At 34.1% G+C, this 23,249-nt stretch carries 21 protein-coding genes and 1 other RNA gene; 11 read left to right on the forward strand and 11 right to left on the reverse strand.

The genetic code is table 11. The features are described from left to right. Positions 1–92 precede the first annotated feature (92 nt). Both U9966_RS07980 and tnaA read right to left on the reverse strand, forming a co-directional pair. Positions 93–1,322: an aromatic amino acid transporter gene (locus tag U9966_RS07980; protein WP_306347610.1), complete on the reverse strand. Its 1,230-nt coding sequence runs from the start codon at positions 1,320–1,322 to the stop codon at positions 93–95. Between the two features lie 74 nt (positions 1,323–1,396). Then, on the reverse strand, positions 1,397–2,815 hold the full coding sequence (gene tnaA / locus U9966_RS07985) for a tryptophanase (RefSeq protein ID WP_306347609.1): 1,419 nt from the start codon (positions 2,813–2,815) through the stop codon (positions 1,397–1,399). A 538-nt stretch (positions 2,816–3,353) separates the two neighbouring features. Between tnaA and modA the strand changes: the two genes are divergently transcribed. The 9 genes from modA (at position 3,354) to U9966_RS08030 (ending at position 9,944) form a co-directional block, all read left to right on the forward strand. Beyond that, positions 3,354–4,085 (forward strand): molybdate ABC transporter substrate-binding protein, encoded by a 732-nt coding sequence (gene modA, locus U9966_RS07990; RefSeq protein ID WP_306347608.1) that lies wholly within the window; start codon positions 3,354–3,356, stop codon positions 4,083–4,085. Continuing rightward, positions 4,078–4,761, forward strand: a complete 684-nt coding sequence (gene modB, locus U9966_RS07995) for a molybdate ABC transporter permease subunit (protein ID WP_306347607.1) — start codon at positions 4,078–4,080, stop codon at positions 4,759–4,761. The genes modA and modB overlap by 8 nt, the downstream gene beginning before the upstream one ends. Further along, positions 4,761–5,390, forward strand: a complete 630-nt coding sequence (locus U9966_RS08000; RefSeq protein ID WP_306347606.1) for an ATP-binding cassette domain-containing protein — start codon at positions 4,761–4,763, stop codon at positions 5,388–5,390. Before modB ends, U9966_RS08000 begins: the two co-directional genes overlap by 1 nt. Positions 5,391–5,486: 96 nt before the next feature. Beyond that, positions 5,487–6,590 (forward strand): PhoH family protein, encoded by a 1,104-nt coding sequence (locus U9966_RS08005; RefSeq protein WP_306347605.1) that lies wholly within the window; start codon positions 5,487–5,489, stop codon positions 6,588–6,590. Between the two features lie 84 nt (positions 6,591–6,674). Then, positions 6,675–7,631, forward strand: coding sequence for a nucleoside hydrolase (locus U9966_RS08010; protein ID WP_306347604.1), 957 nt, complete (start codon positions 6,675–6,677; stop codon positions 7,629–7,631). Between the two features lie 56 nt (positions 7,632–7,687). Next, positions 7,688–8,773 (forward strand): DNA polymerase IV, encoded by a 1,086-nt coding sequence (gene dinB / locus U9966_RS08015; RefSeq protein WP_306347603.1) that lies wholly within the window; start codon positions 7,688–7,690, stop codon positions 8,771–8,773. A gap of 15 nt (positions 8,774–8,788) precedes the next feature. Further along, positions 8,789–9,022, forward strand: a complete 234-nt coding sequence (locus tag U9966_RS08020; protein WP_306347602.1) for a tautomerase family protein — start codon at positions 8,789–8,791, stop codon at positions 9,020–9,022. An 81-nt stretch (positions 9,023–9,103) separates the two neighbouring features. Continuing rightward, positions 9,104–9,466 (forward strand): IS630 transposase-related protein, encoded by a 363-nt coding sequence (locus U9966_RS08025; RefSeq protein WP_306347869.1) that lies wholly within the window; start codon positions 9,104–9,106, stop codon positions 9,464–9,466. Next, positions 9,369–9,944, forward strand: a complete 576-nt coding sequence (locus U9966_RS08030; protein WP_322631687.1) for an IS630 family transposase — start codon at positions 9,369–9,371, stop codon at positions 9,942–9,944. Before U9966_RS08025 ends, U9966_RS08030 begins: the two co-directional genes overlap by 98 nt. Before the next feature lie 79 nt (positions 9,945–10,023). On the opposite strand, the gene nspC is transcribed toward U9966_RS08030, so the two are convergent. From nspC to U9966_RS08060, 6 genes are all read right to left on the reverse strand, one after another. Further along, on the reverse strand, positions 10,024–11,139 hold the full coding sequence (nspC, locus tag U9966_RS08035; RefSeq protein ID WP_306347792.1) for a carboxynorspermidine decarboxylase: 1,116 nt from the start codon (positions 11,137–11,139) through the stop codon (positions 10,024–10,026). Between the two features lie 116 nt (positions 11,140–11,255). Then, complete coding sequence (gene priA, locus U9966_RS08040) at positions 11,256–13,469, reverse strand: primosomal protein N' (protein ID WP_306347791.1); 2,214 nt, start codon at positions 13,467–13,469, stop codon at positions 11,256–11,258. Between the two features lie 193 nt (positions 13,470–13,662). Continuing rightward, positions 13,663–16,743 (reverse strand): efflux RND transporter permease subunit, encoded by a 3,081-nt coding sequence (locus tag U9966_RS08045; RefSeq protein ID WP_306347790.1) that lies wholly within the window; start codon positions 16,741–16,743, stop codon positions 13,663–13,665. A 12-nt stretch (positions 16,744–16,755) separates the two neighbouring features. Further along, entirely contained in the window at positions 16,756–17,967 is a 1,212-nt protein-coding gene (locus U9966_RS08050) for an efflux RND transporter periplasmic adaptor subunit (protein ID WP_306347789.1), read from the reverse strand. A 126-nt stretch (positions 17,968–18,093) separates the two neighbouring features. Then, positions 18,094–18,678: a TetR/AcrR family transcriptional regulator gene (locus tag U9966_RS08055; protein WP_306347788.1), complete on the reverse strand. Its 585-nt coding sequence runs from the start codon at positions 18,676–18,678 to the stop codon at positions 18,094–18,096. Between the two features lie 360 nt (positions 18,679–19,038). Continuing rightward, on the reverse strand, positions 19,039–19,581 hold the full coding sequence (locus U9966_RS08060) for a UPF0149 family protein (RefSeq protein ID WP_306347787.1): 543 nt from the start codon (positions 19,579–19,581) through the stop codon (positions 19,039–19,041). 63 nt (positions 19,582–19,644) lie between these two features. Between U9966_RS08060 and U9966_RS08065 the strand changes: the two genes are divergently transcribed. Continuing rightward, positions 19,645–19,977, forward strand: a complete 333-nt coding sequence (locus U9966_RS08065; RefSeq protein WP_211599341.1) for a cell division protein ZapA — start codon at positions 19,645–19,647, stop codon at positions 19,975–19,977. A gap of 48 nt (positions 19,978–20,025) precedes the next feature. Next, positions 20,026–20,206, forward strand: a non-coding RNA gene (gene ssrS / locus U9966_RS08070) — 6S RNA. A 230-nt stretch (positions 20,207–20,436) separates the two neighbouring features. Here the strand turns inward: ssrS and serS are convergent. The 3 genes from serS to U9966_RS08085 form a co-directional block, all read right to left on the reverse strand. Beyond that, positions 20,437–21,741, reverse strand: a complete 1,305-nt coding sequence (gene serS / locus U9966_RS08075) for a serine--tRNA ligase (RefSeq protein ID WP_306347786.1) — start codon at positions 21,739–21,741, stop codon at positions 20,437–20,439. Between the two features lie 45 nt (positions 21,742–21,786). Then, positions 21,787–22,266, reverse strand: coding sequence for an SsrA-binding protein SmpB (smpB, locus tag U9966_RS08080; protein WP_306347785.1), 480 nt, complete (start codon positions 22,264–22,266; stop codon positions 21,787–21,789). Between the two features lie 382 nt (positions 22,267–22,648). Then, on the reverse strand, positions 22,649–23,233 hold the full coding sequence (locus U9966_RS08085; RefSeq protein WP_306347784.1) for an anthranilate synthase component II: 585 nt from the start codon (positions 23,231–23,233) through the stop codon (positions 22,649–22,651). Between the last annotated feature and the right edge of the window lie 16 nt (positions 23,234–23,249).

Raw genomic sequence — 23,249 nt, forward strand, 5'->3', positions numbered from 1 at the left:
AAATTGAACATTTACAAATTTAATATTTCATATATAGACAGAGCATCTGCCCTGCCTATATCTGGTATGTTGAATTTGTAAATTTGATCAAACTAACCTGTAAAGGTTGGCAATACACCAAACATATCAAGGAAGTGAATAATAGCAACACTAATTCCAAATAGAATTAAAATACCTAACAGTATATTTCCGCCACCAATATGAAACCCTTCTATACCATTTCTCTCACGTGCTTTTTTCACTAACAATGCTGGAATAATACAAGTCCAAATTGTCGCAACCGCTCCTGCATACCCAATCGCTGTCACAAAACCAAAAGGGTATTTCACTGACAATATAAGTGGTGGTAAGAATGTCACTGCCCAAGATTTGGTTCGTCCAATTTTGGTATCATCAAATTTGAAGAAATCAGCTAAATAATCAAATACCCCTAAACCAACACCAATGAATGAAGATAATACTGCCGCCATTGAGAAGGCATTAATAATATTTTCAACAGTTTTAGATTCAACAACTTGACCTAATGCACCAAGTAGTGCCTGCCATTCTCCACCATTTTCAAAGACTTGTTTAAAATCTGATCGTGGTAAATTACCAAAAATACTAAATGTCCAAAGTAAATAAAGAACTAAGGCGATTGTTGTTCCTCCTACAATCGCATATTTTGCTTTAGTTTCAGATTTATAATACAAACGCATTGAAGCAACACTATGATGATAACCAAATGACGTTAATGCAACTGGCAACATTGCTGCAGCAAATAGTGTATAATCGCCATTTTCATTACCTGTATCAAGTAAGACTTTCATATCAATATTGCTTGCCAGTCCTGATACGCCGAAGATAAAGGTAAATACCATCACTAAAATGAGTAATACCGAAATACGATCAACGGATTTAGTTGAATGCCATACTAATCCAGAAAAAACGAATACAAAAATTATTGACCAAATTCCTTGAGAATATTCACCAAATGTATTATCAAAAAGTCCATTTAAGGTAAGCCCTGCAACTGTTGTGTAGGCATAAAGTAAAATACCTCCAACAAAATATACCGCTAGGTTATTGATCAAATTAATTTTACTTCCTAGAAGATCTTTTGTGACGGTACTAAATGAGGCACTAAATTCATATTTTTTATATGCTTCCAATAAGAGCCAACCTGAAAGAGTCATCATCAACATTGTAAAAATTAATGCAATTGTTGAATATATTGTCCAAGCACCTGCACCTTTTATTGGGATAGCAAGCATTCCAGCACCCACACAGACACTGGCTATAATACAAGCACCTCCAAATATAGAGGGGGTAGTTTTTTTCATAATAAGACTCCTTTTGTTATTAATTTTTAGAAAGTTGCACTACTATACTAGTACAACTTTCTATTTGCAAGTGTTTATTCCACTTCTTTTAAGCGTGCTGTAAAATGACGCAATACTTTAGGTTCATAACTAAAGGTTAATCCTTTGATATTCGCCGAGTTTTCTTTCACTTTTTGGAATGCTTCAATAATAAAATCCATATGACTTTGTGTATAAGTCGCACGTGGAATAGTTAAACGCAACAATTCCGCAGGACAAGGTAACTGTTTACCTGTTTTTGGATCACGTCCTAATAGGAATGAACCAATTTCTACCGCACGAATACCTGCTACTTTATAAAGTTCACAAGCAAGTGCCTGTGCAGGGAATTGATCAGCTGGAATATGTGGTAATAATTTACCTGCATCAACGAAGGCTGCGTGTCCACCTGGTTGCTGACAAACCACACCAATTTTCTCTAATCCATCAACTAAATATTCAATTTGACGAATACGATAAGCTAGCCAATCTTCACGCATACCGTCGTATAAACCAACAGCTAAACGCTCCATCGCACCACCTTCTAAACCACCATAGGTTGGGAAACCTTCTTGTACCACACAAAGTGTACGACACTCGTGATATACATCTTCCATCTCTTTATTTTTGAAGCATAGTAATCCGCCCATCGGCACCATTGCATCTTTTTTCGCAGACATTGCAAGAGCATCAGCATACTGATAGCACTCATAAGTAATTTTCTCAATAGACCAATCTTTGCACTCTTCTTCACGCTGTTTAATAAAGTACGCATTTTCTGCAAAACGTGCTGAATCCATTACGACTGGAATATCATATTTACGTGCAATTTCATACATTCCTCTTAAGTTTGCAAGAGAAACTGGCTGACCACCTGCTGAGTTACAAGTAATAGTAGCTACGATATAAGGAACATTTTTCGCTCCAACTCTTTGAATGCCATCTTCTAATTGTTCAAGGTTAAAGTTTCCTTTGAAATCGTGTTCAACTCCTGTATCAAAGGCTTCTTTAATATAAACATTGTTTACTGTCGCCCCATTTAATTGAGAATGCCCCTGTGTGGTATCAAAGAAATAATTTGAGAACACCACCATTTTGTCACGCTCTAAACCTTTTTCTTGCTCACGTTTTTTAATTAAAATAGGGATATAAATTTGTTCTGCACCACGACCTTGATGGGTTGGGATTGTAAATTCGTAACCAAAAATATCTTTTACCGCATCTGCTAATGCATAGTAACTACGGCTACCACTATACGCTTCATCGCCTCGTAACATCGCCGCTTGCATATCTTGGGTAACCGCTCCTGTTCCGCTATCAGTTAATAAATCAATAAAAATGTCTTTACTATCTAATAAAAATGGGTTCATTCCCGCTTTTAAAATCGCTTCATCACGATACTCACGCGTCGTTCTTTTCACAGGTTCAATAACACGGATACGGAATGGTTCTGGTAAATGTTTAAATGTATTCATAATAAAATCCTCATATAGATATACCTACAGCTCATTTTGTCTGTAGAAATAGAAAAAATTAAAAATAGAAAAGATTTGAAAAAAGAAAAGTAAATTATGGAAAGCAAAGGAGCATTCGAGGGTCAATTACAAACCACGATTTTAGATACAATAAAAGCAATCGCATAAATTTATCCCCTTGATAGAATTTAAATTTAGTTACCTTTAGAATTAAGGCAAGGCAATAATAGTATAAAATTTCTACAGCGTCATTTTAAAAAAATCAATTTTGTGATCTCTTTCACATAAAAAATCTATGTTAAATTATCCTATCTCCTCCCATAAATGGAATATACTGCTGTATGACCTGATAGTATGATACAAAAAAAACTGAACAGAGTTTATCTTTTTCATCCTGCTATTAATTTATAAAAATCAATAGGTAAAAATTTACGGTTATTCTGATTTTTATCATACAAAATACAATTTAATTGTTGCATTTTATATTCAACAATATTATAAACTCACTATTAAATAATGATGTTATGGTATTCAAATAATGAATTTAAAAAAAATAGTCCCTTTATTACTATTTTTTACAACAAACTGCTTTGCGGATATCAATATTGCCGTAGCCAGTAATTTTGTTCCTACAATGAAAAAAATTGCAAAAAGTTACACAAATGTAACCGCTACAAAAATCAATATCCTTTCAGGATCAAGCGGAAAACACTATGCTCAAATTCAATATGGAGCACCAATCGATCTGTTTTTTTCTGCGGATCAAAAACGTCCAAGTGAATTATTAAAACAGCAACAAGCAATACGTACCTTTACTTATGCAATCGGTCGTTTAGTGTATTGGAAACCTCTATATAATGGTTCAAAAATAACGCTTGAAGAGGCAGTAAAGCAAAAAAGTAATCGCCTTGCATTAGCCAATCCTAAATATGCACCTTATGGAATTGCCGCGAGAGAAACACTAAAAGCCTTATCTTTATGGCAAACAAAACAACCTTTATATATTTTTGGTGAAAACATTGCTCAGACTTATCATTTTGTAAAATCAGGGGCAAGTGATACGGGGTTTGTCGCCTATTCTCAAATTAAACAAAATAAAAAAATTAACGAAAATAGCGTTTGGTTAGTACCACAGCAGTATCATTCTTTAATTAAACAGGATGTTGCGATTATTCACGATAACGAAGAAGTGCAACAATTTTTACGCTATTTTCACTCTAAAGAAGTGCAAAATTTAATTTTAGCTGATGGATATTCCCTCAATGATTGATGATATTTCATTTCAAGCATTATTACTGTCATTTAAACTCAGTATCACGACGACTCTGTGTTTACTTATTATTGGTACGCCTATCGCCTTTTGGTTAGCCACATCACGCAATCGCTTTAAATTTATTATTGAAGCCTTGATTGCGTTACCCCTTGTCTTACCACCAACCGTATTAGGTTTTTATTTATTAATTTTACTTAACCCAAATAGTTTTATCGGTTCTTTAGTTTTCCAACTGACTGGTGAAACTATTTTATTCTCTTTCTCAGGTTTGGTGATTGGTTCCATTGTATATTCCTTCCCCTATGTCACCCAACCGTTAACCAATGCCTTTGCAAGCATTAATCCCAATATTATTGAAACCGCAAAAGTACTCAATACTAACCCCCTAGATCGCTTTATTCATATTGTGTTACCAATGGCAAAGCGAGGCTTTATGACAGCTTCAGTATTGGGCTTTGCCCATACATTAGGGGAATTTGGTGTGGTATTGATGTTAGGGGGAAATATTCCCAATAAAACACAAGTTGTTTCTATCGCCATTTACGATCACGTAGAATCCTTAAACTATATTCAAGCCCATTGGCTAGCAGGAATTTTACTGGTAATCTCTTTTGTTTTATTATTATTTATCTTTAAAATTAACCATTCATTTAACAGCGTGGTAAAACTGTAATGACCATAAAATGCGATTTCAACATTAAACGAACGGATTTTTCACTCTCTTTTAATGCAGAATTATCAGGGAATAAAATTACTATTATTAAAGGAAAATCAGGTTGTGGAAAAACCAGTTTATTACGTTTAATGGCAGGACTAGACTACTCGCCTAACAATACATTTATTGTCAATAATCAAGTATTCCAACAAAATGATATTTTCATCCCTGCTGAAAAACGCCCTATTGCCTATGTAGGACAAGAGAGTTGTTTATTACCCTTTATGAATATAGAAAAAAATATCGCTTTTGCTCAAAAAAGACGAAGTTGTTCTGATTATGCCTTACCTAATTTAGATGAATTATTTAGTGTTTTTGACCTCCATCACTGTAAACTAAAATTACCCGATCAACTCTCTTCAGGAGAAACCCAACGAGCGTTGGTTATTCAATCTATAATGAACACTCCAAATCTTTTTCTATTTGATGAAGCCTTTTCTGCCATTGATGAACAACGCAAAAGTATTATTTTAGATTATTTAATGGAGTATTTAGAGCAACGTAATTTACCTGCTATCTATGTCTCTCACGATTCTGAAGAGTTGAAATATATCCGTTCTGATATAAGTATTCAATTAACAACATAGCGTTGCTTATTTTTACTCTTAAATTTATGTTAAACTTACTCAGACTGTTTATTAAATTATATTTAAAATAGTAAAAAGAATTTATAAGGAAAAACATTGGATAAAACAATATTAACCCTAGAACCTCAAGATAATACTCGTTTGCAATCCCTTTGCGGTGCGTTTGATGATCATTTAAATTTAATTGAAGACAGTTTTAATGTGATTATTCGTCGTAATGGTTTTGAATTTGTGATTGAACCTGACGATGAAGATCCTGTAGCAGATTTTGTGTTACAAAATACCGCAAAATTATTGCAAAAGCTTTATAACGAAACGGCTCCGATTAAAGGTAAAGTCAAATTATTGGATCTGGAAGATGTACATTTGATGATCCAAGAAAGTCGAATGCTGCTGCAAAATTCTCCTGATAAAAAACACGATAAAAAAAGTAGTATTGGCAATATTGCGATAAAAACCAAGCGTGGTGTAATTAAGCCTCGTGGAGAACATCAACAACGCTATTTACATAATATTTTAACCCATGATATCAGTTTTGGAATTGGTCCTGCAGGAACAGGAAAAACCTTTTTAGCAGTGGCAGCAGCAGTGGAGTCTTTAGAACGTCAAGAAGTACGTCGTATTTTATTAACTCGTCCCGCTGTAGAAGCTGGAGAAAAATTAGGTTTTCTTCCAGGTGATTTAGGACAAAAAATTGAGCCTTATTTACGTCCTCTTTATGATGCATTATTTGAAATGTTAGGTTTTGAAAAAGCCCAAAAATTTATGGAGCGAAATATCATTGAAATTGCCCCTCTGGCTTATATGCGAGGACGTACCCTAAATGATGCTTTTATTATTCTTGATGAAAGCCAAAATACCACCATTGAGCAAATGAAAATGTTCTTAACTCGAATCGGTTTTAACTCAAAAGCAGTGATTACTGGTGATGTAACGCAAATCGATTTACCTCGCTCTCAAAAATCTGGCTTAAAGCACGCTCAAGAAGTATTAAGTAATGTGCCTGATTTAAGTTTTAATTTCTTTGATAGTCACGATGTAGTGCGTCACCCTGTTGTTGCAAAAGTCGTACGAGCTTATGAAGAATGGGAAGCCGAAGATGAAAGACGTAAAGCGGAATATAAAGCTCAAAGACAAATAGAACAACAGCGTGAAAAGTTGGTGTTAGAACAAGAAAAATTAATGAAAGAAGCATTATAAATTAGGTAACAATACTCAATAGTTTTATTTTGATAAGAAAGATGATTGATATTTCATAAGATTTTTTATACAAAGAGGAAAAATATGAAACCTATAAAGATGATTATCGATACGGATCCAGGTATAGATGATGTAATGGCAATCCTATTCGCTCATCAGCACCCAAATATTGATTTGTTAGGATTAACGACTGTTATTGGCAACGGAACATTGGAAACTGTTACTCGTAATACTTTACTATTAAAAAAATATTTTAATTTGAATTGTGATGTTGCAAAAGGTGTGGATAAACCACTAAAAGGTGAGGCGAGAGAAGAGCCGACTTTTGTACACGGTGATAATGGACTTGGAAATATTGAGATTGATGAAAAAGAGGATTTTGGAAAGATCGATCCTCGCCCAGCTTGTGATTATTTAATCGATCAAATTAGAGCAAATCCCAATGAAATTACCTTAGTTGCAATCGGACAATTAACCAATCTTGCACTGGCGATTGAAAAAGCCCCTGATATTATTTCTCTTGTTAAGCAGGTCGTTATTATGGGCGGTGCTTTTGGTTATAACGGGCATTTTGGTAATGTTACTCCTGTCGCTGAAGCAAATATTTATGGCGATCCTTGGGCAGCGGATAAGGTGCTGACCGCAAAATGGGATGTGGTTATTGTGGGCTTAGATGTGACTCATCAAGTGATAATGAAAAATGAACATTTTGAGCAACTCAAAGAAAATTCTCAATATGGGCAATTTATTTATGATGTTAGTCGTTTTTATCTTAATTTCTATAAAACGAAAGGTTTAGATGGTTGTGCTGTTCACGACTCTTTAGCGGTGTTTTATGCTATTCATCCTGAATTATTTAAAACAATACAGGGCCCCGTGAGAGTGGTTACTGACGGGATAACAAAAGGACAAACAATTATTAAAACCAGTGATTTTAAGTATGGTATTGATGAATGGAAAGCAGTACCTAACCAAACTGTTTGTGTGGATGTTGATGCAAAAGCTTGTTTGGATTTATATCAAACAACTATGTGTGATTAAAAGGTAAGTGTGATTAAATAATATTTATAAATAACAATACTCAATTATTTGGAAAAATGACAGATAGCCACACATCTTCGATAAGAAAAATCATTCATATTGATATGGATTGTTTTTATGCGTCTGTTGAAATGCGAGAAAATCCATCATTAGTGGGTAAACCTGTGGCGGTAGGGGGAAGCCCTGATAAGCGAGGGGTGTTGGCAACCTGTAATTATGAAGCCAGAAAATTTGGTTTACACAGTGCAATGTCAAGCCAACAGGCTCTTAAAAAATGCCCTAATCTGATTCTTATTTCAGGAAATATGGAATTATATAAATCTGTATCACAACAAATTCATCAAATTTTTCAACGTTATACCTCCATTATTGAACCCCTTTCCCTTGATGAAGCCTTTCTTGACGTGACGGATTGTGATCAATATTTTAATTCTGCAACTTGGATCGCAGAAGCAATTCGTAACAGTATTTGGGAAGAGTTACATTTAACCGCTTCGGCAGGTGTCGCACCATTAAAATTTTTAGCAAAAATTGCCTCAGATTTAAATAAACCCAATGGGCAGTTTGTGATTCTGCCTGAAGAGGTTACCGATTTTATTCATCATTTAGATTTGAAAAAAATTCCCGGTGTAGGAAAAGTGACCTATCAGAAGTTACTCGATTTAGGTTTTAAAACTTGTGCAGATATTAAGCGGTCAGATCAACAAACAATTTTGCAAAATTTTGGTAAGTTTGGGCATCGTTTATGGGATTTTAGTCACGCTATTGATAATCGAAAAATTGAAGTGAACCGTGTTCGTAAATCGATTGGCGTTGAAAATACATTGATTACAGATATTGATGATATTCAATCGGCTGAAATAATGTTAAATGAATTATTTGAAAAACTGCAATTTAGAATTGAACGTAATTTTGGAAATAAGCCTTTAACCGATTTTAAAAAATTAGGAATAAAATTAAAATTTGATGATTTTACGCAAACAACCTTAGAGAAAACTACTGAAGGAGTAACAAAAGACTATTTTGTTGAATTATTACATCAAATTTGGAAAAGGCGAACAGAACGCAAAATTCGTTTAATTGGGATCAATGTTCAGGTTCCTGAACAAAAAGAAACGAAACAATTAGATTTATGGAACTAAAAGAGAGGAAGAACAATGCCAGTAATAAAGGTTACAATGACCAGTGAAGAAGGCGGTGCAACCAAACAGCAAAAAGAGGCATTAGCCAAAGGAATAACTGATGTTTTTGCTCAAGTGTTTAATGGTCGAGGTGCTGAAAGTTGTGTGGTGATTATTGACGAAGTTGCAACGGATAATTATGCCATAGGAGGGAAAACAGTTACAAATATTAGAGAAAGTCATAAAGATACTATTCTCAAAACTGTGTAATAGAGACTGTCTCTTAAACTGTATAGCAAAAGTAAAATTATATGGCATAATATAAACTACCAACTGTTTAAGGTATAAAATATGAGCTATTCATTAGATTTCCGCCGAAAAGTATTTGAAATAAAGGCGAAGAAAGGTTTAACCTTTGAAGAAACAAGTCAATATTTTAATATTGGTATCAGAACGTTGTTCCGTTGGAAAAAGAAAATTGAGCCTTGTACAACTCGTAATAAGCCTGCAACAAAGATTGATATGGACGCATTACTCAAAGATGTTGAGTTATATCCTGATGCTTATCAGTATGAAAGAGCGGAACGTTTTGGTGTAACTCAAAGGGCAATTGGTTTTGCCCTTAAACGATTGGGTATTAGCTATAAAAAAAACACTAAAACATCCCAAAGCAAACGAAGATGCTCGTATCAAATTTCAGGAAAAAATGAATGATTTTTCTAAGCAAGGAAAAACAATTATTTACTTAGATGAAAGTGGCTTTGCAAAAGATATGCCTAGAACACATGGCTATTGTAGGAAAGGACAGCGATGTTATGGACATCAAGATTGGCATGCAAAAGGGCGAATTAATGTGATTGGTGCAATTATAGGTTTTACTTTTCTAACGGTATCCTTATTTGAAGGCAATATTAATTCAGACACGTTTTATGCTTGGCTAAAACAGGATTTATTACCTAAGGTGAAGCCTGATTCTGTTTTAGTGATGGATAATGCGACGTTTCATAAACGTCAGGATATGATAACAGCTATCCAAGATAAAGGTGTCATTTTAGAATTTCTTCCACCTTATAGTCCTGACTTGAATCCCATTGAAAAAAAGTGGGCTCAAGCCAAGTCTATTAGGAAGAAGTTAAGATGTGATGATATTAACTTTTTATTTCAGGAATATTTTAACTATGTCAAATTATAATACTTTGGCTATAATACCCCAAAATAGGGGCAAATTCTTTTGTACCCCTAAATTAAAAGTAGTAAACACTGGTGTAAAATCAAGACAAACTCTCTACATAATCCTGATATCCAAACTTTTTAACTAATTTAATCGAGCCATCAAGTTCTTTAATCGCAATAGAGGGCATATTCACACCATTAAACCAATTCTTTTTAACCATTGAATAGCCTGCTGTATCACAAAATGAAATACGATCACCAATATTAAGAGGTTTTTCAAATTTATATTCACCAAAAATATCCCCAGCTAAACAGGACTTTCCACAAACAAGACATTGATAATTCCCTTTGCCATAAAACTCATCTTCAGTTAAACGTGCTTCTGAGCGATAAATCAATAAATCTAATAAATGTGCCTCAATGGAACTATCCACAATCACGTAATCTTTTTCATTCTTGCCCACATCTAATACAGTGGTTTCAAAGCTACAACTCAAAGTAATTGAGGCTTCTCCCGGTTCTAAATAAACTTGAACCCCAAATTTTTCAGAAAATTGCTTTAAACGATCCGCAAATTGATCGATGGGATAATCTTTTCCTGTAAAATGAATACCACCACCTAAACTGACCCAATCCACTTGATGTAATAATTCACCAAAGTGGTTTTCAATATGGGTTAGCATTTCATCAAATTTTTCAAAACTTGGATTTTCACAGTTATTATGAAACATAAAACCATTAATAAGCGGTAAGATTTCTTCGATTTTTTGCAAATCCCACTCCCCTAAACGACTATAAGGGCGAGCGGGATCCGCTAGTAAAAAACTTGAAGTACTCACACGAGGATTTACTCGTAAACCACGTTGAATATTTTTAGCCTGATCTTTATAACGTTTTAATTGATTAATTGAATTAAAAATAATCTTATCAGCATTCTCAACAACTTCATCAATTTCATCTGGTGAATAAGCAACACTATAAGCGTGGGTTTCACCGCCAAATTTCTCTTTACCTAATTTCACTTCATAAAGTGATGACGAAGTTGTCCCTGCCATATATTGCGACATAAAATCAAACACTGACCACGTTGCAAAACATTTTAATGCTAATAAGGCTTTTGCCCCTGATTTTTGTTGCACATAGGCAATTTTTTCCATATTACGTTGTAGTTTTGATTTATCAATTAAATAGTAAGGGGTTTGTAATTGTGTCATTTTTATTTAGTATCCTTTATAAAAAATTTGTCGAATTATAACGAATTGAAAAAGTGAATGCTAACAGTAAGCTAGGTTAGTTTTTTATTTTTGATATAAATTATTCCTTTTATCACTTAACTAAAATCAATAGGATCAACATCTAAAACCAATCGAATATTAGACGGAATTTCAAGCTGATTTTTATCTAAATCAAACTGATTAAGTAGCTGTTGTAACATTGCTTTTGAATGATGTTGAATTAGCAATTGCCAACGGTACTGCCCTGCTTTTTTTGCCATAGGCGCTGCCATTGGAGGAAGGAGTTGAAAGCCTTGCCATTGATGCGCAGCAATTTGTTGCTGAAAATAAGCGGTAAGATCAGTTAAAAAATTTGCAATTTTTTCATTATTTCGCCCTGTTGCTTTAAATAATACTTGAGCTGAAAATGGCGGTAAACTCATTAATTGTCGCATTTCTAACGCTGTTTTCGTAAATTCGTCATAACCTTTTATAAGCAGTGACTTTAGTAATGGGTGTTCAGGGTAATGAGTTTGTAACACCACAGTACCTTTCTTTTCAGCTCGTCCTGCTCTGCCTGCCACTTGAATATAAAGCTGTGCTAAACGTTCCTCGGCTCTAAAATCCGTGGAAAATAATGCACTATCCACATTGACAATCGCAACTAAGGTTACATTCGGAAAATGGTGTCCTTTAGCTAACATTTGTGTGCCGATTAAAATTTGGCTTTTGCCCTGCTGAATATCTGATAAATGCTTATCTAATGAACCTTTTCGTGTTGTGCTATCACGATCTATTCTTGTAATATTATAATGTTCAAATCTTTGGGTTAATTCTTTTTCTAACTGTTCTGTTCCAATACCCGTTGTCACTAAATGCGTTGAACCACAATATCCACATTGTTTAGGAATAATTTTTTGAGAAGCACAATGATGACAACGCAATACACTCTGTTTCTGATGGTAAGTATAAGGCTTTTCACAAGAACGACATTCACAAATCCAACCACATTCGTGGCAAAGTAATACAGGTGCAAACCCTCGACGGTTTAAAAACAACATCACTTGATTGCCCTGCTCTAAATGAGTTTTCATCATTGATAATAATTGTTGTGAAAGCCCTGAGTAAATTTGTTGTGTTTTCAAATCAATCACACACTGTTGAGCCAGTTGAGCATCACCTGCTCGATTTTTTAATACTAACTCAGTAAATTTACCATTTTGTACATTTTGCACACTTTCTAAACTTGGTGTGGCTGAACCTAAAATAATCGGAATATCATTATTTTTTGCACGTAGCACTGCTAAATCTCGTGCATTATAACGCCAACCATCTTGCTGCTTAAATGAACTATCGTGTTCTTCATCAATAATAATTAAACCCAAATTTTTAAATTGGCTAAAGAGTGCTGAACGAGTGCCAATCACAATTGCATTTTCACCATTTTTCGCTCTGAGCCACACATTTAAGCGTTCAGTATCATTCAAATTAGAATGCACGGTATCAATTTCTACATTGAAACGAGCTTTAAATCGAGCAATTGTTTGAGGGGTTAAACCAATTTCAGGGACTAAAACTAAAACTTGTTTTCCTTTTTCTAATACTGTTTCAATAACTTGTAAATAGACTTCGGTTTTTCCTGAACCTGTGACGCCATTTAATAAAAAAGCCCCAAAACCTTTTTGATACTGTAAACGTCCTACTATTAGAGCTTGCTGCTTATTCAACCTTAATTTATTACTGCTATTACATTGCTCATTATCACCTAATTTTTCCAACCACGTTTTACTTTCAAAAGAGAGTTTTTCTTTCTTAACAAAGCCTTTTTCCAACAAGGCTTTCCAAACAGTCGAACTACAAGCGGTCGGTTTCTCAAAGAAATTTGCAAATTGGGTTAATTCAGTTAAAAGTTGCTGTTGCTTTTTGGCACGGTTTAAGGTGCCATTTAGCAGTGCTTTATGACCAATTTCTGTGACAGAAAATTGTTCTAATACCGCTCGTTCACAGCTTTCTCCTTGTCGTAATTTAACTGGCAATGCACTTTGCAACACTTCACCTAAAGGACTATGATAATAATCTGCTGACCATTTTAATAATTGCAAAATTTCATCATCAAACAAAGATTGTTCATCTAACACAGATAAGATGGGTTTAAGTTTATCTTTTGGAATATCTGTGGTTTCAGGAAAACCGACCACAATCCCTATTTTTTTTTGATTTCCAAAAGGCACAACAACCCTCGCCCCTTGCACCACTTTCATTTCGGAGGGCAAAAGGTAATCAAAATAACGATTTAATGGCACAGGTAATGCAATTTGAATTAAGTTCATTGGTCAATTTAGAATATGAAAAATAAGGAGAAGTATAACGTATTTAAGATTAAATTTGTTAATGTAATATAAGATTTTATGTTTGTATTAAGGCGTAATTTTATAAAAAGACGTTATTCATTTTTTCATAATAAAACCCCAAAAATTATGTTTAACTTTTGGGGCTGTGCTGTTTTTTAACTAAAACAATAACTTATGATTCATACTTCTGTTCATCAAACTCAGGAAGTGGCTTATGCTCACTGGCAATGAAGCTATAAATTACAGGTAGAATGAATAGGGTAAACAATGTTCCCACACCTAATCCTGCGATAATCACAACGCCAATACTAAAACGTGCATTTGCTCCTGCACCTGAAGCAAAAAGTAGTGGAATTAAACCAGCAATCATTGCTGCTGTGGTCATCAGAATAGGACGTAAACGAATGGTAGCCGCATAAATAATCGCATTAAAGCGAGATTTATTATGATGAAGTTGTTGTTCTTTCGCCACTTCACACATTAAAATACCGTGTTTAGTGATTAAACCAACTAAGGTAACTAAGCCAACTTGTGAATAAATATTTAATGTTGCTCCTTGTATTTTTGCCATACCTAAAATATTCATCACTAATAACGCCCCACTAATAGCTAATGGTACAGAAACCATTATCACCATTGGATCTCGCCAAGATTCAAATTGAATAGCAAGTACAATAAAAATAATCACAATGGCTAAACCAAAAGTCATTAACATTGCATTGCCTTCTTGAACATATTGACGTGATTCAGAAAGGAAATCATATTGATAACCTTGAGGCAACGTTTGATCTAATTCTGCTTTTGCCCAGTTTACCGCATCCCCAATAGAACCTGATACGACTCCGCCAATGGTCGCTGAATTAAGTTGGTTCATTTTGTTTAATGAGGCTGGTGCTGTGGTTAATTCCATTTTAATAAATGAACCTAACGGCACCGCTTCACCATTACTTGCCGTAACATAGTAATTCATCAGATCTTGTGGGTTAAGACGATCTGCTCTTGGCACTTGTGAGATAATTGGGTACGCACGTGAATCAATATCAACACGAGTAATAGTTGCTCCTGATAAGAAGCTTCCTAAAGTTGTACTCACTTGTGACATTGTAATCCCATAAGTCCCCATTTTTTCACGATCAAAAGTCATCTTCATTGTTGCTGTATCAAATTTCAAATCTAACATTGCAAAAAAGAATTGCCCTGAAGCCTGTGCTTTTTCTAATACTTTTAATGCTACTTGAGCTAATTTTTGATAACTCTCTGCAGAAGTGATCACTAAAGAAAAAGGTAGCCCACTTTCCCCTGTTGAAATTTCAGGGAAAGTAATTGCATTCACATTCATTTCTGGTACCACTTTTCCTAGTTTTGCAATATCATTTTTGACCTCAAACATTGAACGAGAACGTTCTGCCCAATCTTTTAACATTATAATTGCTAATGAACTATTTCCTGCTCCTGAAAAACCTGCAATACTCATCATTGAATCAATTTCAGGAATGGCTTTTACCTTAGTTTCAAAAGGTCTAAGTGCTTGTTGAGTATAATCTAAATTGGTATTTGAAGGACCAGAAGAAATTGCCACCACAAACCCTCTATCTTCAGTAGGTGCAACCTCTGTTGGAAGTGAGCTAAATAAAAAAGGTAAGCTTGTAAAAATTAAAACAGCAAAAAAGACCACAAAGCCACGCATTGACATTACTAAGCTGAGTAAACCCACATAACAAGCGGTCATTTTTTCTAAAGATTTTTCAATTAATAATTCAAAACGGTTAGGTTGGGCTTTTTGTTGTAAAATATTCGCAGACATCATTGGAGAAAGCGTTAATGCTGCAATTCCTGAAATAAATACTGCACCAGCAAGGGTTAACGCAAATTCTTTAAATAACGCTCCAGTTACCCCATCCATCAATGCCATTGGTGAATATACGGCTCCTAATGTAATCGTCATTGCAATAACAGGCACGGCAATTTCACGTGTACCAATAATCGCTGCATCAAAAGGCGTTTTACCTTCTTTAATATGGCGTTCGACATTTTCTAATACCACGATGGCATCATCTACCACCAATCCAATGGCTAAAATCAATGCCAACAAGGTGAGAAGATTAATTGAAAAGCCCATTATTTGTAAAACAAATAACACACCGATTAAGGAAATTGGAATAGTGATAATAGGTACGATCATTGCTCGTAATGAACCTAAGAATAAAACAATCACAATTAATACTATGACTACTGCTTCACCAATGGTTTTAATTACTTCATCAATAGAATGATTAATGGCAATAGTGCCATCATAAAGAATATTTGCCTGTATTGAATCTGGCAAGTTTTGTTTTACTCTTTCAAACATTGGATAAATATTTTTGGCCACTGTTAATGAGTTGGCAGTTGCCGCTGCTTCAACGGCAATAACAACAGCTTCAGCACCATCAACCGTTGCTCTCGCTCTGTCTGACGATTTATCCAATTCAATTTTTGCTAAATCCTCTAATTTAATTTGATTTCCAGTAGGGGTTGTTACTACGGTTAGATGGCTTAATTCTTCTACCGTTGGGGTAGTGGATTCCACTTTATTATTATAAACGGTGTAATAGCCATTAATCGCTCCAGCAGCGGTTTGTACATTATTAGCACTTAATGCTCTCATTACTGTTGCACTAGAAAGATTATGAGCCGCTAATTTTTTAGGATCTAACCAAATACGTAAACCAAAAGGAGTGGCACCAAAAATAGTGACTTTTGACACGCCATTTACAGTAAAAAATTGGGGTTTAACTACTCGTTGAAGATAATCTGTTACTTGGGTTGCATTTAATTCTTTTGATTTAAAACGAATATACATCAAAGAACTATTACCCGCAGACACACTAATAGCAGGGTCGTCAATACCACTTGGTAATTCTGAGCGAATGGCATTCACTTTTGAAGAAATATCAGAAAGAGCAACATTTGGATCGGTATTTAACTTCATTTTGGCAGTAATGGTTGCCACATTAGGTGTACTACTTGAAGTAATATAATCAATATTATCAGCTTGAGCTACCGCTTCTTCCAATTTTGAAGTAACAAATGCCTGCATTAAACTTGCATCAGCACCTGCATAAACCACTTGTACATTAACAATAGTATTCGTCATTTCAGGATACTCTCGTACCTGTAATTTTTGAATGGACTGCAACCCTAAAATAGTAATTAATAAGCTAATACAAATGGCTAAAACAGGTCGTTTAATAAAAATATCAGTAAATTTCATTTTTGCTCCAAATTATAAATTACTAATAGTATCAGGTGCCGTTTCACCTACACCTTGTTGATCTGCAACTGTTACCAACGCATTATTACTTAAACGCTGAAAACCACCTGTTACAATTCGATCGCCTATTTTTACTCCTTTATGACTGTCTAACTGTGCAAAATTACCGTTCCGATCGAGAGTTTTTACATCAATTTGCTTCGCTCGATACATTTTATTTGCATCTAATGTTGGGTTACGCTCTTTCATTCTTTCTACCATTTCTTTATCTTTATCAGATAAGGGTTGCAATACATAAACCGTTTCACCATACATTGTATAAGTCACCGCAATTTGAGGCACAACTATTTGCTCTTTCTCACTTGGTAATTGAATATTTAAGTTTACAAACATTCCAGAAAGTAATTTCTGTTGTCCTGCTGTAATGGTTGCCTCTAGTTCAACCAACCCTGTTGCTGTATTGACTGCTGGATCGATTGCAGTAATTTGAGCTGGAAAAGAGTGATCAGCTAATACATCTGTGGTTACCACAACATCTTGTTTTAATTTTATTTTTTGTAGTTCTGTTTGTGGCAAAGTAAATTGGACTTTCATCGCACTGCGATCTTCAACACGCACAATTGGTGTCCCCATTGAAATATATTGCCCTTGATTGACTTTCACAATTCCAGCAATACCATCAAAAGGCGCATAAATTTGACGACGCTTGATGCTCGCTTTCAATGCCTCAATATTCGCCACTAACTGATTATAAGTCGCTTGAATATTGTCATACTCTGCTTTAGACGCACTACCTGATTTAATCAAGGTTTGATAACGCTGATAATTTTTCTTTGCCTGTGGCAATTGGGTTTCTGCCGCGCGTAAATTTGCTTTTTCTACTGTACTATCAATTTCAACCAGTAATTGCCCTTTTTTAACTTGCTGACCAGATTTAACCAACACATCTTTTACCGTGCCAGACATTTGAGCACTCAACATTGCCCCTTGATTTGGGCGAATTTTACCTGTTGTTTTGATCGTTGGTATCCATTGTTGCGGTTCAAGTTTCATTGCTGTTACTAAATTTACTGTCTCAGGCATATTTTGAGCAAATTCTGCTTTTTTCATTTTGATAAATTGTTGCATTCCAACAACACCACCAAAAATAATTAAAGTGACTATCAAGACTAAAATCAGTAAAAACTTTTTACCTCGAGCTTTCTTTTTTTGTTTTATTTTCATAAATACTCCATAGAAAATATGCGTCCCCCCCCTCCTAGCCTCCCCCCGCAAGCGGAGGGAGGAATTTATTAGGGAGAGACAATTAATTTAAAATTAATTTAAAATCAATTATCAAAAATTTGTGGATTATCTGAGTATAATCGCTTTCCAAGTACGATTGATTACATCCTCTAATATTTGTGGATCATAATGTTTGTTTTCCACAATTTGTGAATAAGCTAATTTTGTTGCAATTTCCAAACTTAAACTATAAATAACCTCAATAGGTAAATCTGCAATAATATTTTGTTTTTTTCCTTCCGCTATAAACAAATTATAAGGCAAATCTTCGGCTTCAGAACAATAACGACAAAGTGTATGGAATTGAGGCAAGGCTTCATATTGATGCATATTAATCACCGCATTAGGATGTTGCTGTAAAAATGCCCATTGATTTTTCCAAAACTGACAATATTGTTCATAAAGCGGTAACTTAATATTAAAATTTTGCGAAATATATTGATGATATTTCTGAAATAAAAAACAGAGCATTTGGTTTAATAAATCGTCTTTATCTTTGAAATGCAAATAAATTGTTCCTACAGAAATACCTGCCTGCCTTGCCACTTTATGCATTGAAATATGTTGCACACTCTCCTTTGCAATTAACGTATTTGTTGCAATTAAGATACGCTGTGCCATATCAGAATAGGAAATTGATAAATCAAGCATAGAAAGAAAAATCCTTAGTCAAAATTAAGTTAAAATAAAAGTTGAACATAATGAACGTTTGTTCATTTTACTGATTTTTTAAAAAATAAGAAAGGAAAAAATTGTATTTGATATACAGAATAACCATAAATTTCTACCTATTGATTTTTATAAATTGATAGCAATAAAATAAATCATACGGATTATAATCTAGAATTTTCACTTTTATTTGGCATAGAGACGTAGCATACTACGTCTCCACATTAGATATTTAATTTGCAAATTTAACCATTAATATAACCGCTATGTTTAAATTTTATTATTCATTTATAATTAATCATTAGGTAGAAATTTGCGGTTGCCCTGCAGTATGAAGAAAAATCAATGTATATTTTTGTTCTGTAATGAAGTAAAGTGATTATACAAAAATAGTGTTACACCGTGCAGATAATCTAATATCTCTTCTGCTGCCTCTACTAACTCTATTGGATCATCCTCTTTACAGTAACTTAATTTTGATATTTCACTAAGATCATTAAGTACTTCATTTATTTCTTTCACGTCTTTTTGAATATAAGGTTGCGCCAATCCAAGACCTAACATAAAATTGCTGGTCCATTCCGCAATGCCATCAACGAGAATTGAAATTTCTTTTTTATCTTGTGGTAACCACAAAGAAAATAAAACGTCTTCTTTCTTAAAAGCTATTATTAATTGTGTATAAAGAGTTGTTAATTTTGTTGATGTATTTGGTGATAAATCATTACCATCATTAATAAATTGCTGAAAAAAAACTTTCCAAGAATCATCTTTAACCCCTCCAGCAATCAATCCTCCTAAAAAACCATGTAATTCAGCTACAGTATAGTCAACTTGTAATTCACCGAGTAATTTTTTAATTCTATCTACTTGTATTGTCGTCATAGTCTTTTTTATTCTCCCAAAGGGTGGCATAATACCAAAAATTTTTGAATTACGTGAGGTTTTATGCAAAATAATAATATTGAAATTCAGATATTGGGGCAATTAATCAAACTCTATTGTCCAGATGAACAACAAGAGGAATTGCTTGAATCTGCTCTGTTATTAGAAGGACGTGTAGCAAAATTAAAAGATCAATCAAAAATTATTCAACTTGAAAAAGTGTTAATTATTATTGCATTAAATTTGCAATTTGAATTAACACAAGAAAAAAATAAAAATAGAGAAACTCAAAATACCTTAGTATCTTGTCTTAAAAAGTTGGATTTATCATTAGAAAAATTAAAAATTCCAACGGAATCTTCTTTTAATATTCAACAAAAAACTAAAAATGAATGATTTCCTCAAATAAAGACTAGAAAAATAATGCAAATTCCAGTAATATTCCCTTGCCTGAGGTGTGCGTGAACTAGTAATGTCCCTGAGCCGATATCTAAAACTCTTTGAGTCACGTTTTTACTGTTGGTGTGCAGGCTCGTTTATTCGAGAAGCCTAAAAACAGTCATACAGACTCCCTTGAACCGAATGGTTCAAGGACTTACTCTAGTCACGGCACTTCGGGTTTTTTCTTACTTCATAGTAAAAAATAGTTGATTTAATATACAAAAAAACACCCCTATAAATAACCATACAAAAATATATTTTGCACATCTACTAAAAGTTCATTTTCATAAAAATAAAAAAAGAGTTGATAATTATTAATAAAATAATAAAAACCAACTCATTTGTCTATTATGTATAAAACACTAAGATATAATCTTGGGAAAAGCGTTATAGTACAATGCTCAATCACAACAATTAACCGATAACTTCCACACCACCCATATATGGTCGCAACACTTCTGGAACAGTGATTGAACCATCTTGGTTTTGGTAGTTTTCTAAGATTGCAACTAAGGTACGACCTACCGCTAAGCCTGAACCATTTAAAGTATGCACTAAACGTGGTTTTTTATCACCTTTCATACGGAAACGAGCCTGCATACGACGCGCTTGGAAATCCCACATATTTGAACAAGATGAAATTTCACGATAAGTATTTTGAGCCGGTAGCCAAACTTCTAAATCATAGGTTTTCGCAGAACCAAAGCCCATATCGCCTGTGCAAAGTAACACTTTACGGTAAGGTAAGCCTAAAAGTTGTAATACTTTTTCTGCGTGTCCGGTTAATTCCTCTAATGCATCCATTGATTTTTCAGGCTCAATAATTTGTACTAATTCCACTTTATCAAATTGATGCATACGAATTAAACCACGTGTATCACGTCCATAAGAACCTGCTTCTGCTCTAAAACAAGGTGTATGAGCTGTCATTCGAAGAGGTAAGGTTTCGCCTTCTACGATCTCGCCACGCACTAAGTTAGTTACTGGCACTTCCGCCGTTGGAATTAACGCATAAGATTTTTGTACTTCATTTGGATCTTGTCCTTCAAGTGGACGAGTATGGAATAAATCTTCGCCGAATTTTGGTAATTGTCCTGTTCCATAAAGGGTGTCGTGGTTCACTAAATAAGGTACATAAGTTTCTAAATAACCGTGTTGTTCTGTATGTAAATCTAACATAAATTGTGTGATTGCACGGTGTAATTTAGCGATTTGTCCTTTCATTACCACAAAACGACTACCTGTTAATTTTGCCCCAGCTGAGAAATCTAAACCAAATAAATCTTCGCCTAAGGTAACGTGATCTTTCACTTCAAAATCAAATGCACGTGGCTCTCCCCAACGAGAAATTTCTAAATTATCATTTTCATCTTTACCTAATGGCACTTCTTCGGCAGGTAAATTTGGTACGCTTAATAAAATGTCATTGATCTGTGCTTGAACTTTTTCTAATTCTGCTTTTGCATTGTCTAATTCTGATCCCATTGAATCTACTTCTGCCAACAATGCAGTAATATCTTCGCCTTTTGCTTTTGCCATACCAATATTTTTCGAGCGTGCATTACGTTCAGCTTGTAATGTTTCTGTTTTAATTTGTAACGCTTTACGTTGTTCTTCTAAACTTGCGACAAGTCCCACATCTAAATCAAAATTACGTTTTGTTTTAAGGGCTTGTGCCACTTCATCTAATTGATTACGCAATAAATTTTGGTCGATCATATTAATTTCCTTCCTTTTTATTTAATTTTAAATTTAATTTGAAGATTATCGTGCCGCATTTTTCATAATACGACTTTTCGCAACTTGCCATTCACGATCTTTGATATCCGCTCGTTTATCGTGGAGTTTTTTACCCTTCGCTAAGCCGATTTTCACTTTTGCCCACGCCCCTTTCCAATAAAGTGCCGTTGCAACAATAGTATAGCCTTCACGGTTTAATTTACCAAAAAGTGAATCTAATTGACGACGACTTAATAATAACTTGCGAGTACGAGTTGGATCGCATACCACGTGGCTTGATGCAACACTTAATGGCGTAAAATTCGCCCCAAATAAAAATGCCTCACCGTCTTTAAAAATCACATAGCTATCGCCGATATTCGCTTTACCTGCTCGTAATGATTTTACTTCCCAGCCTTGTAATTCTAACCCTGCTTCTACTTCATCATCAATAAAATATTCGTGTCTCGCTCGCTTATTTTGAGCAATCGTATTATCTGCTGATTTTTTCTTTGCTTTCGCCATAGTTTCTAAGTTTCTACGTTAAGTTAATAAGTTATAAATTTGTTATTTTTAAAATACCTTATCATTCTACCTGAATCAAGTTTAGAATAAAATCATAAGCGGTCACATCTTTATAAAAATTTACAAATTTTTTGAGACAAAAATGAAATTTATACTGGTATTACTCAATCTTTTATTTAATTTTCTTTAATACCTATTTCTTCACAATCTAATGGTTCAATATAAATAGCGGGTAAATCAAATCAAAAATTTACAAATTTAATTCCTGATGCAAGGACAAACAGGGTATGCCCTGTCTCTAAAATATATCTATACATCAATGGGTTATATGATGAATTAATAAAATATAGCGGTGATATCCAGTTCAAAATTTACAATTACCCTAAACATCCAGCCAATTCTGTAATATTTCCCTTCCAAATTCAGTCATAAAAGATTCAGGGTGAAACTGTACCCCATAAATCGGTAAACGTTGATGTTGTACTGCCATTACAATATTTTCATCACAAATAGCTGTCACCTCAAGCGGTGACTTGTTTAACGAATTTTGCAAAATTGCCCACGAATGGTATAAACCTACATTAAATGTTGCTGGAAGATTTTTAAAAATAGGGCTTTTATTGATATAACTTAATTGGCTTTTCTGACCGTGTCTTACTCTATTTAAATTATATAGTTGTCCACCAAAAAACTCACACAATACTTGATGTCCTAAGCAAACACCTAAAATAGATTTTGTTTGTGAATAACGCTGTAACATTTCAAATAATATTGGGTAGGCACTCGGTACATCAGGTCCTGGAGAAATTAAAATATGACTATATTTTTCAATTTTATCTAATTCTAAGTTTTCTACAGAAATCACCTCTACTTGCACCTTAATTTTGCGGAATAAATCCACTAAATTAAAGGTAAAAGAGTCGTGATTATCTATAATCAGTACTATTAAATCATTATTTTTTTCCATTTGAAATTTCTTTTTC

This window comes from Pasteurella atlantica, assembly GCF_963693435.1.
GTDB lineage: Bacteria > Pseudomonadota > Gammaproteobacteria > Enterobacterales > Pasteurellaceae > Phocoenobacter > Phocoenobacter atlanticus.

Coding starts and splice junctions, on each gene's coding strand:
- dinB (WP_306347603.1), top strand. CDS start 7,688: ATGACAGATAGCCACACATCTTCGATAAGAAAAATCATTCATATTGAT.
- U9966_RS08050 (WP_306347789.1), bottom strand. CDS start 17,967: ATGAAAATAAAACAAAAAAAGAAAGCTCGAGGTAAAAAGTTTTTACTG.
- smpB (WP_306347785.1), bottom strand. CDS start 22,266: ATGGCGAAAGCAAAGAAAAAATCAGCAGATAATACGATTGCTCAAAAT.
- U9966_RS08060 (WP_306347787.1), bottom strand. CDS start 19,581: ATGACGACAATACAAGTAGATAGAATTAAAAAATTACTCGGTGAATTA.
- U9966_RS08010 (WP_306347604.1), top strand. CDS start 6,675: ATGAAACCTATAAAGATGATTATCGATACGGATCCAGGTATAGATGAT.
- nspC (WP_306347792.1), bottom strand. CDS start 11,139: ATGACACAATTACAAACCCCTTACTATTTAATTGATAAATCAAAACTA.
- priA (WP_306347791.1), bottom strand. CDS start 13,469: ATGAACTTAATTCAAATTGCATTACCTGTGCCATTAAATCGTTATTTT.
- U9966_RS08055 (WP_306347788.1), bottom strand. CDS start 18,678: ATGCTTGATTTATCAATTTCCTATTCTGATATGGCACAGCGTATCTTA.
- tnaA (WP_306347609.1), bottom strand. CDS start 2,815: ATGAATACATTTAAACATTTACCAGAACCATTCCGTATCCGTGTTATT.
- U9966_RS08020 (WP_306347602.1), top strand. CDS start 8,789: ATGCCAGTAATAAAGGTTACAATGACCAGTGAAGAAGGCGGTGCAACC.
- U9966_RS07980 (WP_306347610.1), bottom strand. CDS start 1,322: ATGAAAAAAACTACCCCCTCTATATTTGGAGGTGCTTGTATTATAGCC.
- U9966_RS08025 (WP_306347869.1), top strand. CDS start 9,104: ATGAGCTATTCATTAGATTTCCGCCGAAAAGTATTTGAAATAAAGGCG.
- U9966_RS08065 (WP_211599341.1), top strand. CDS start 19,645: ATGCAAAATAATAATATTGAAATTCAGATATTGGGGCAATTAATCAAA.
- serS (WP_306347786.1), bottom strand. CDS start 21,741: ATGATCGACCAAAATTTATTGCGTAATCAATTAGATGAAGTGGCACAA.
- modB (WP_306347607.1), top strand. CDS start 4,078: ATGATTGATGATATTTCATTTCAAGCATTATTACTGTCATTTAAACTC.
- U9966_RS08045 (WP_306347790.1), bottom strand. CDS start 16,743: ATGAAATTTACTGATATTTTTATTAAACGACCTGTTTTAGCCATTTGT.
- U9966_RS08085 (WP_306347784.1), bottom strand. CDS start 23,233: ATGGAAAAAAATAATGATTTAATAGTACTGATTATAGATAATCACGAC.
- modA (WP_306347608.1), top strand. CDS start 3,354: ATGAATTTAAAAAAAATAGTCCCTTTATTACTATTTTTTACAACAAAC.
- U9966_RS08000 (WP_306347606.1), top strand. CDS start 4,761: ATGACCATAAAATGCGATTTCAACATTAAACGAACGGATTTTTCACTC.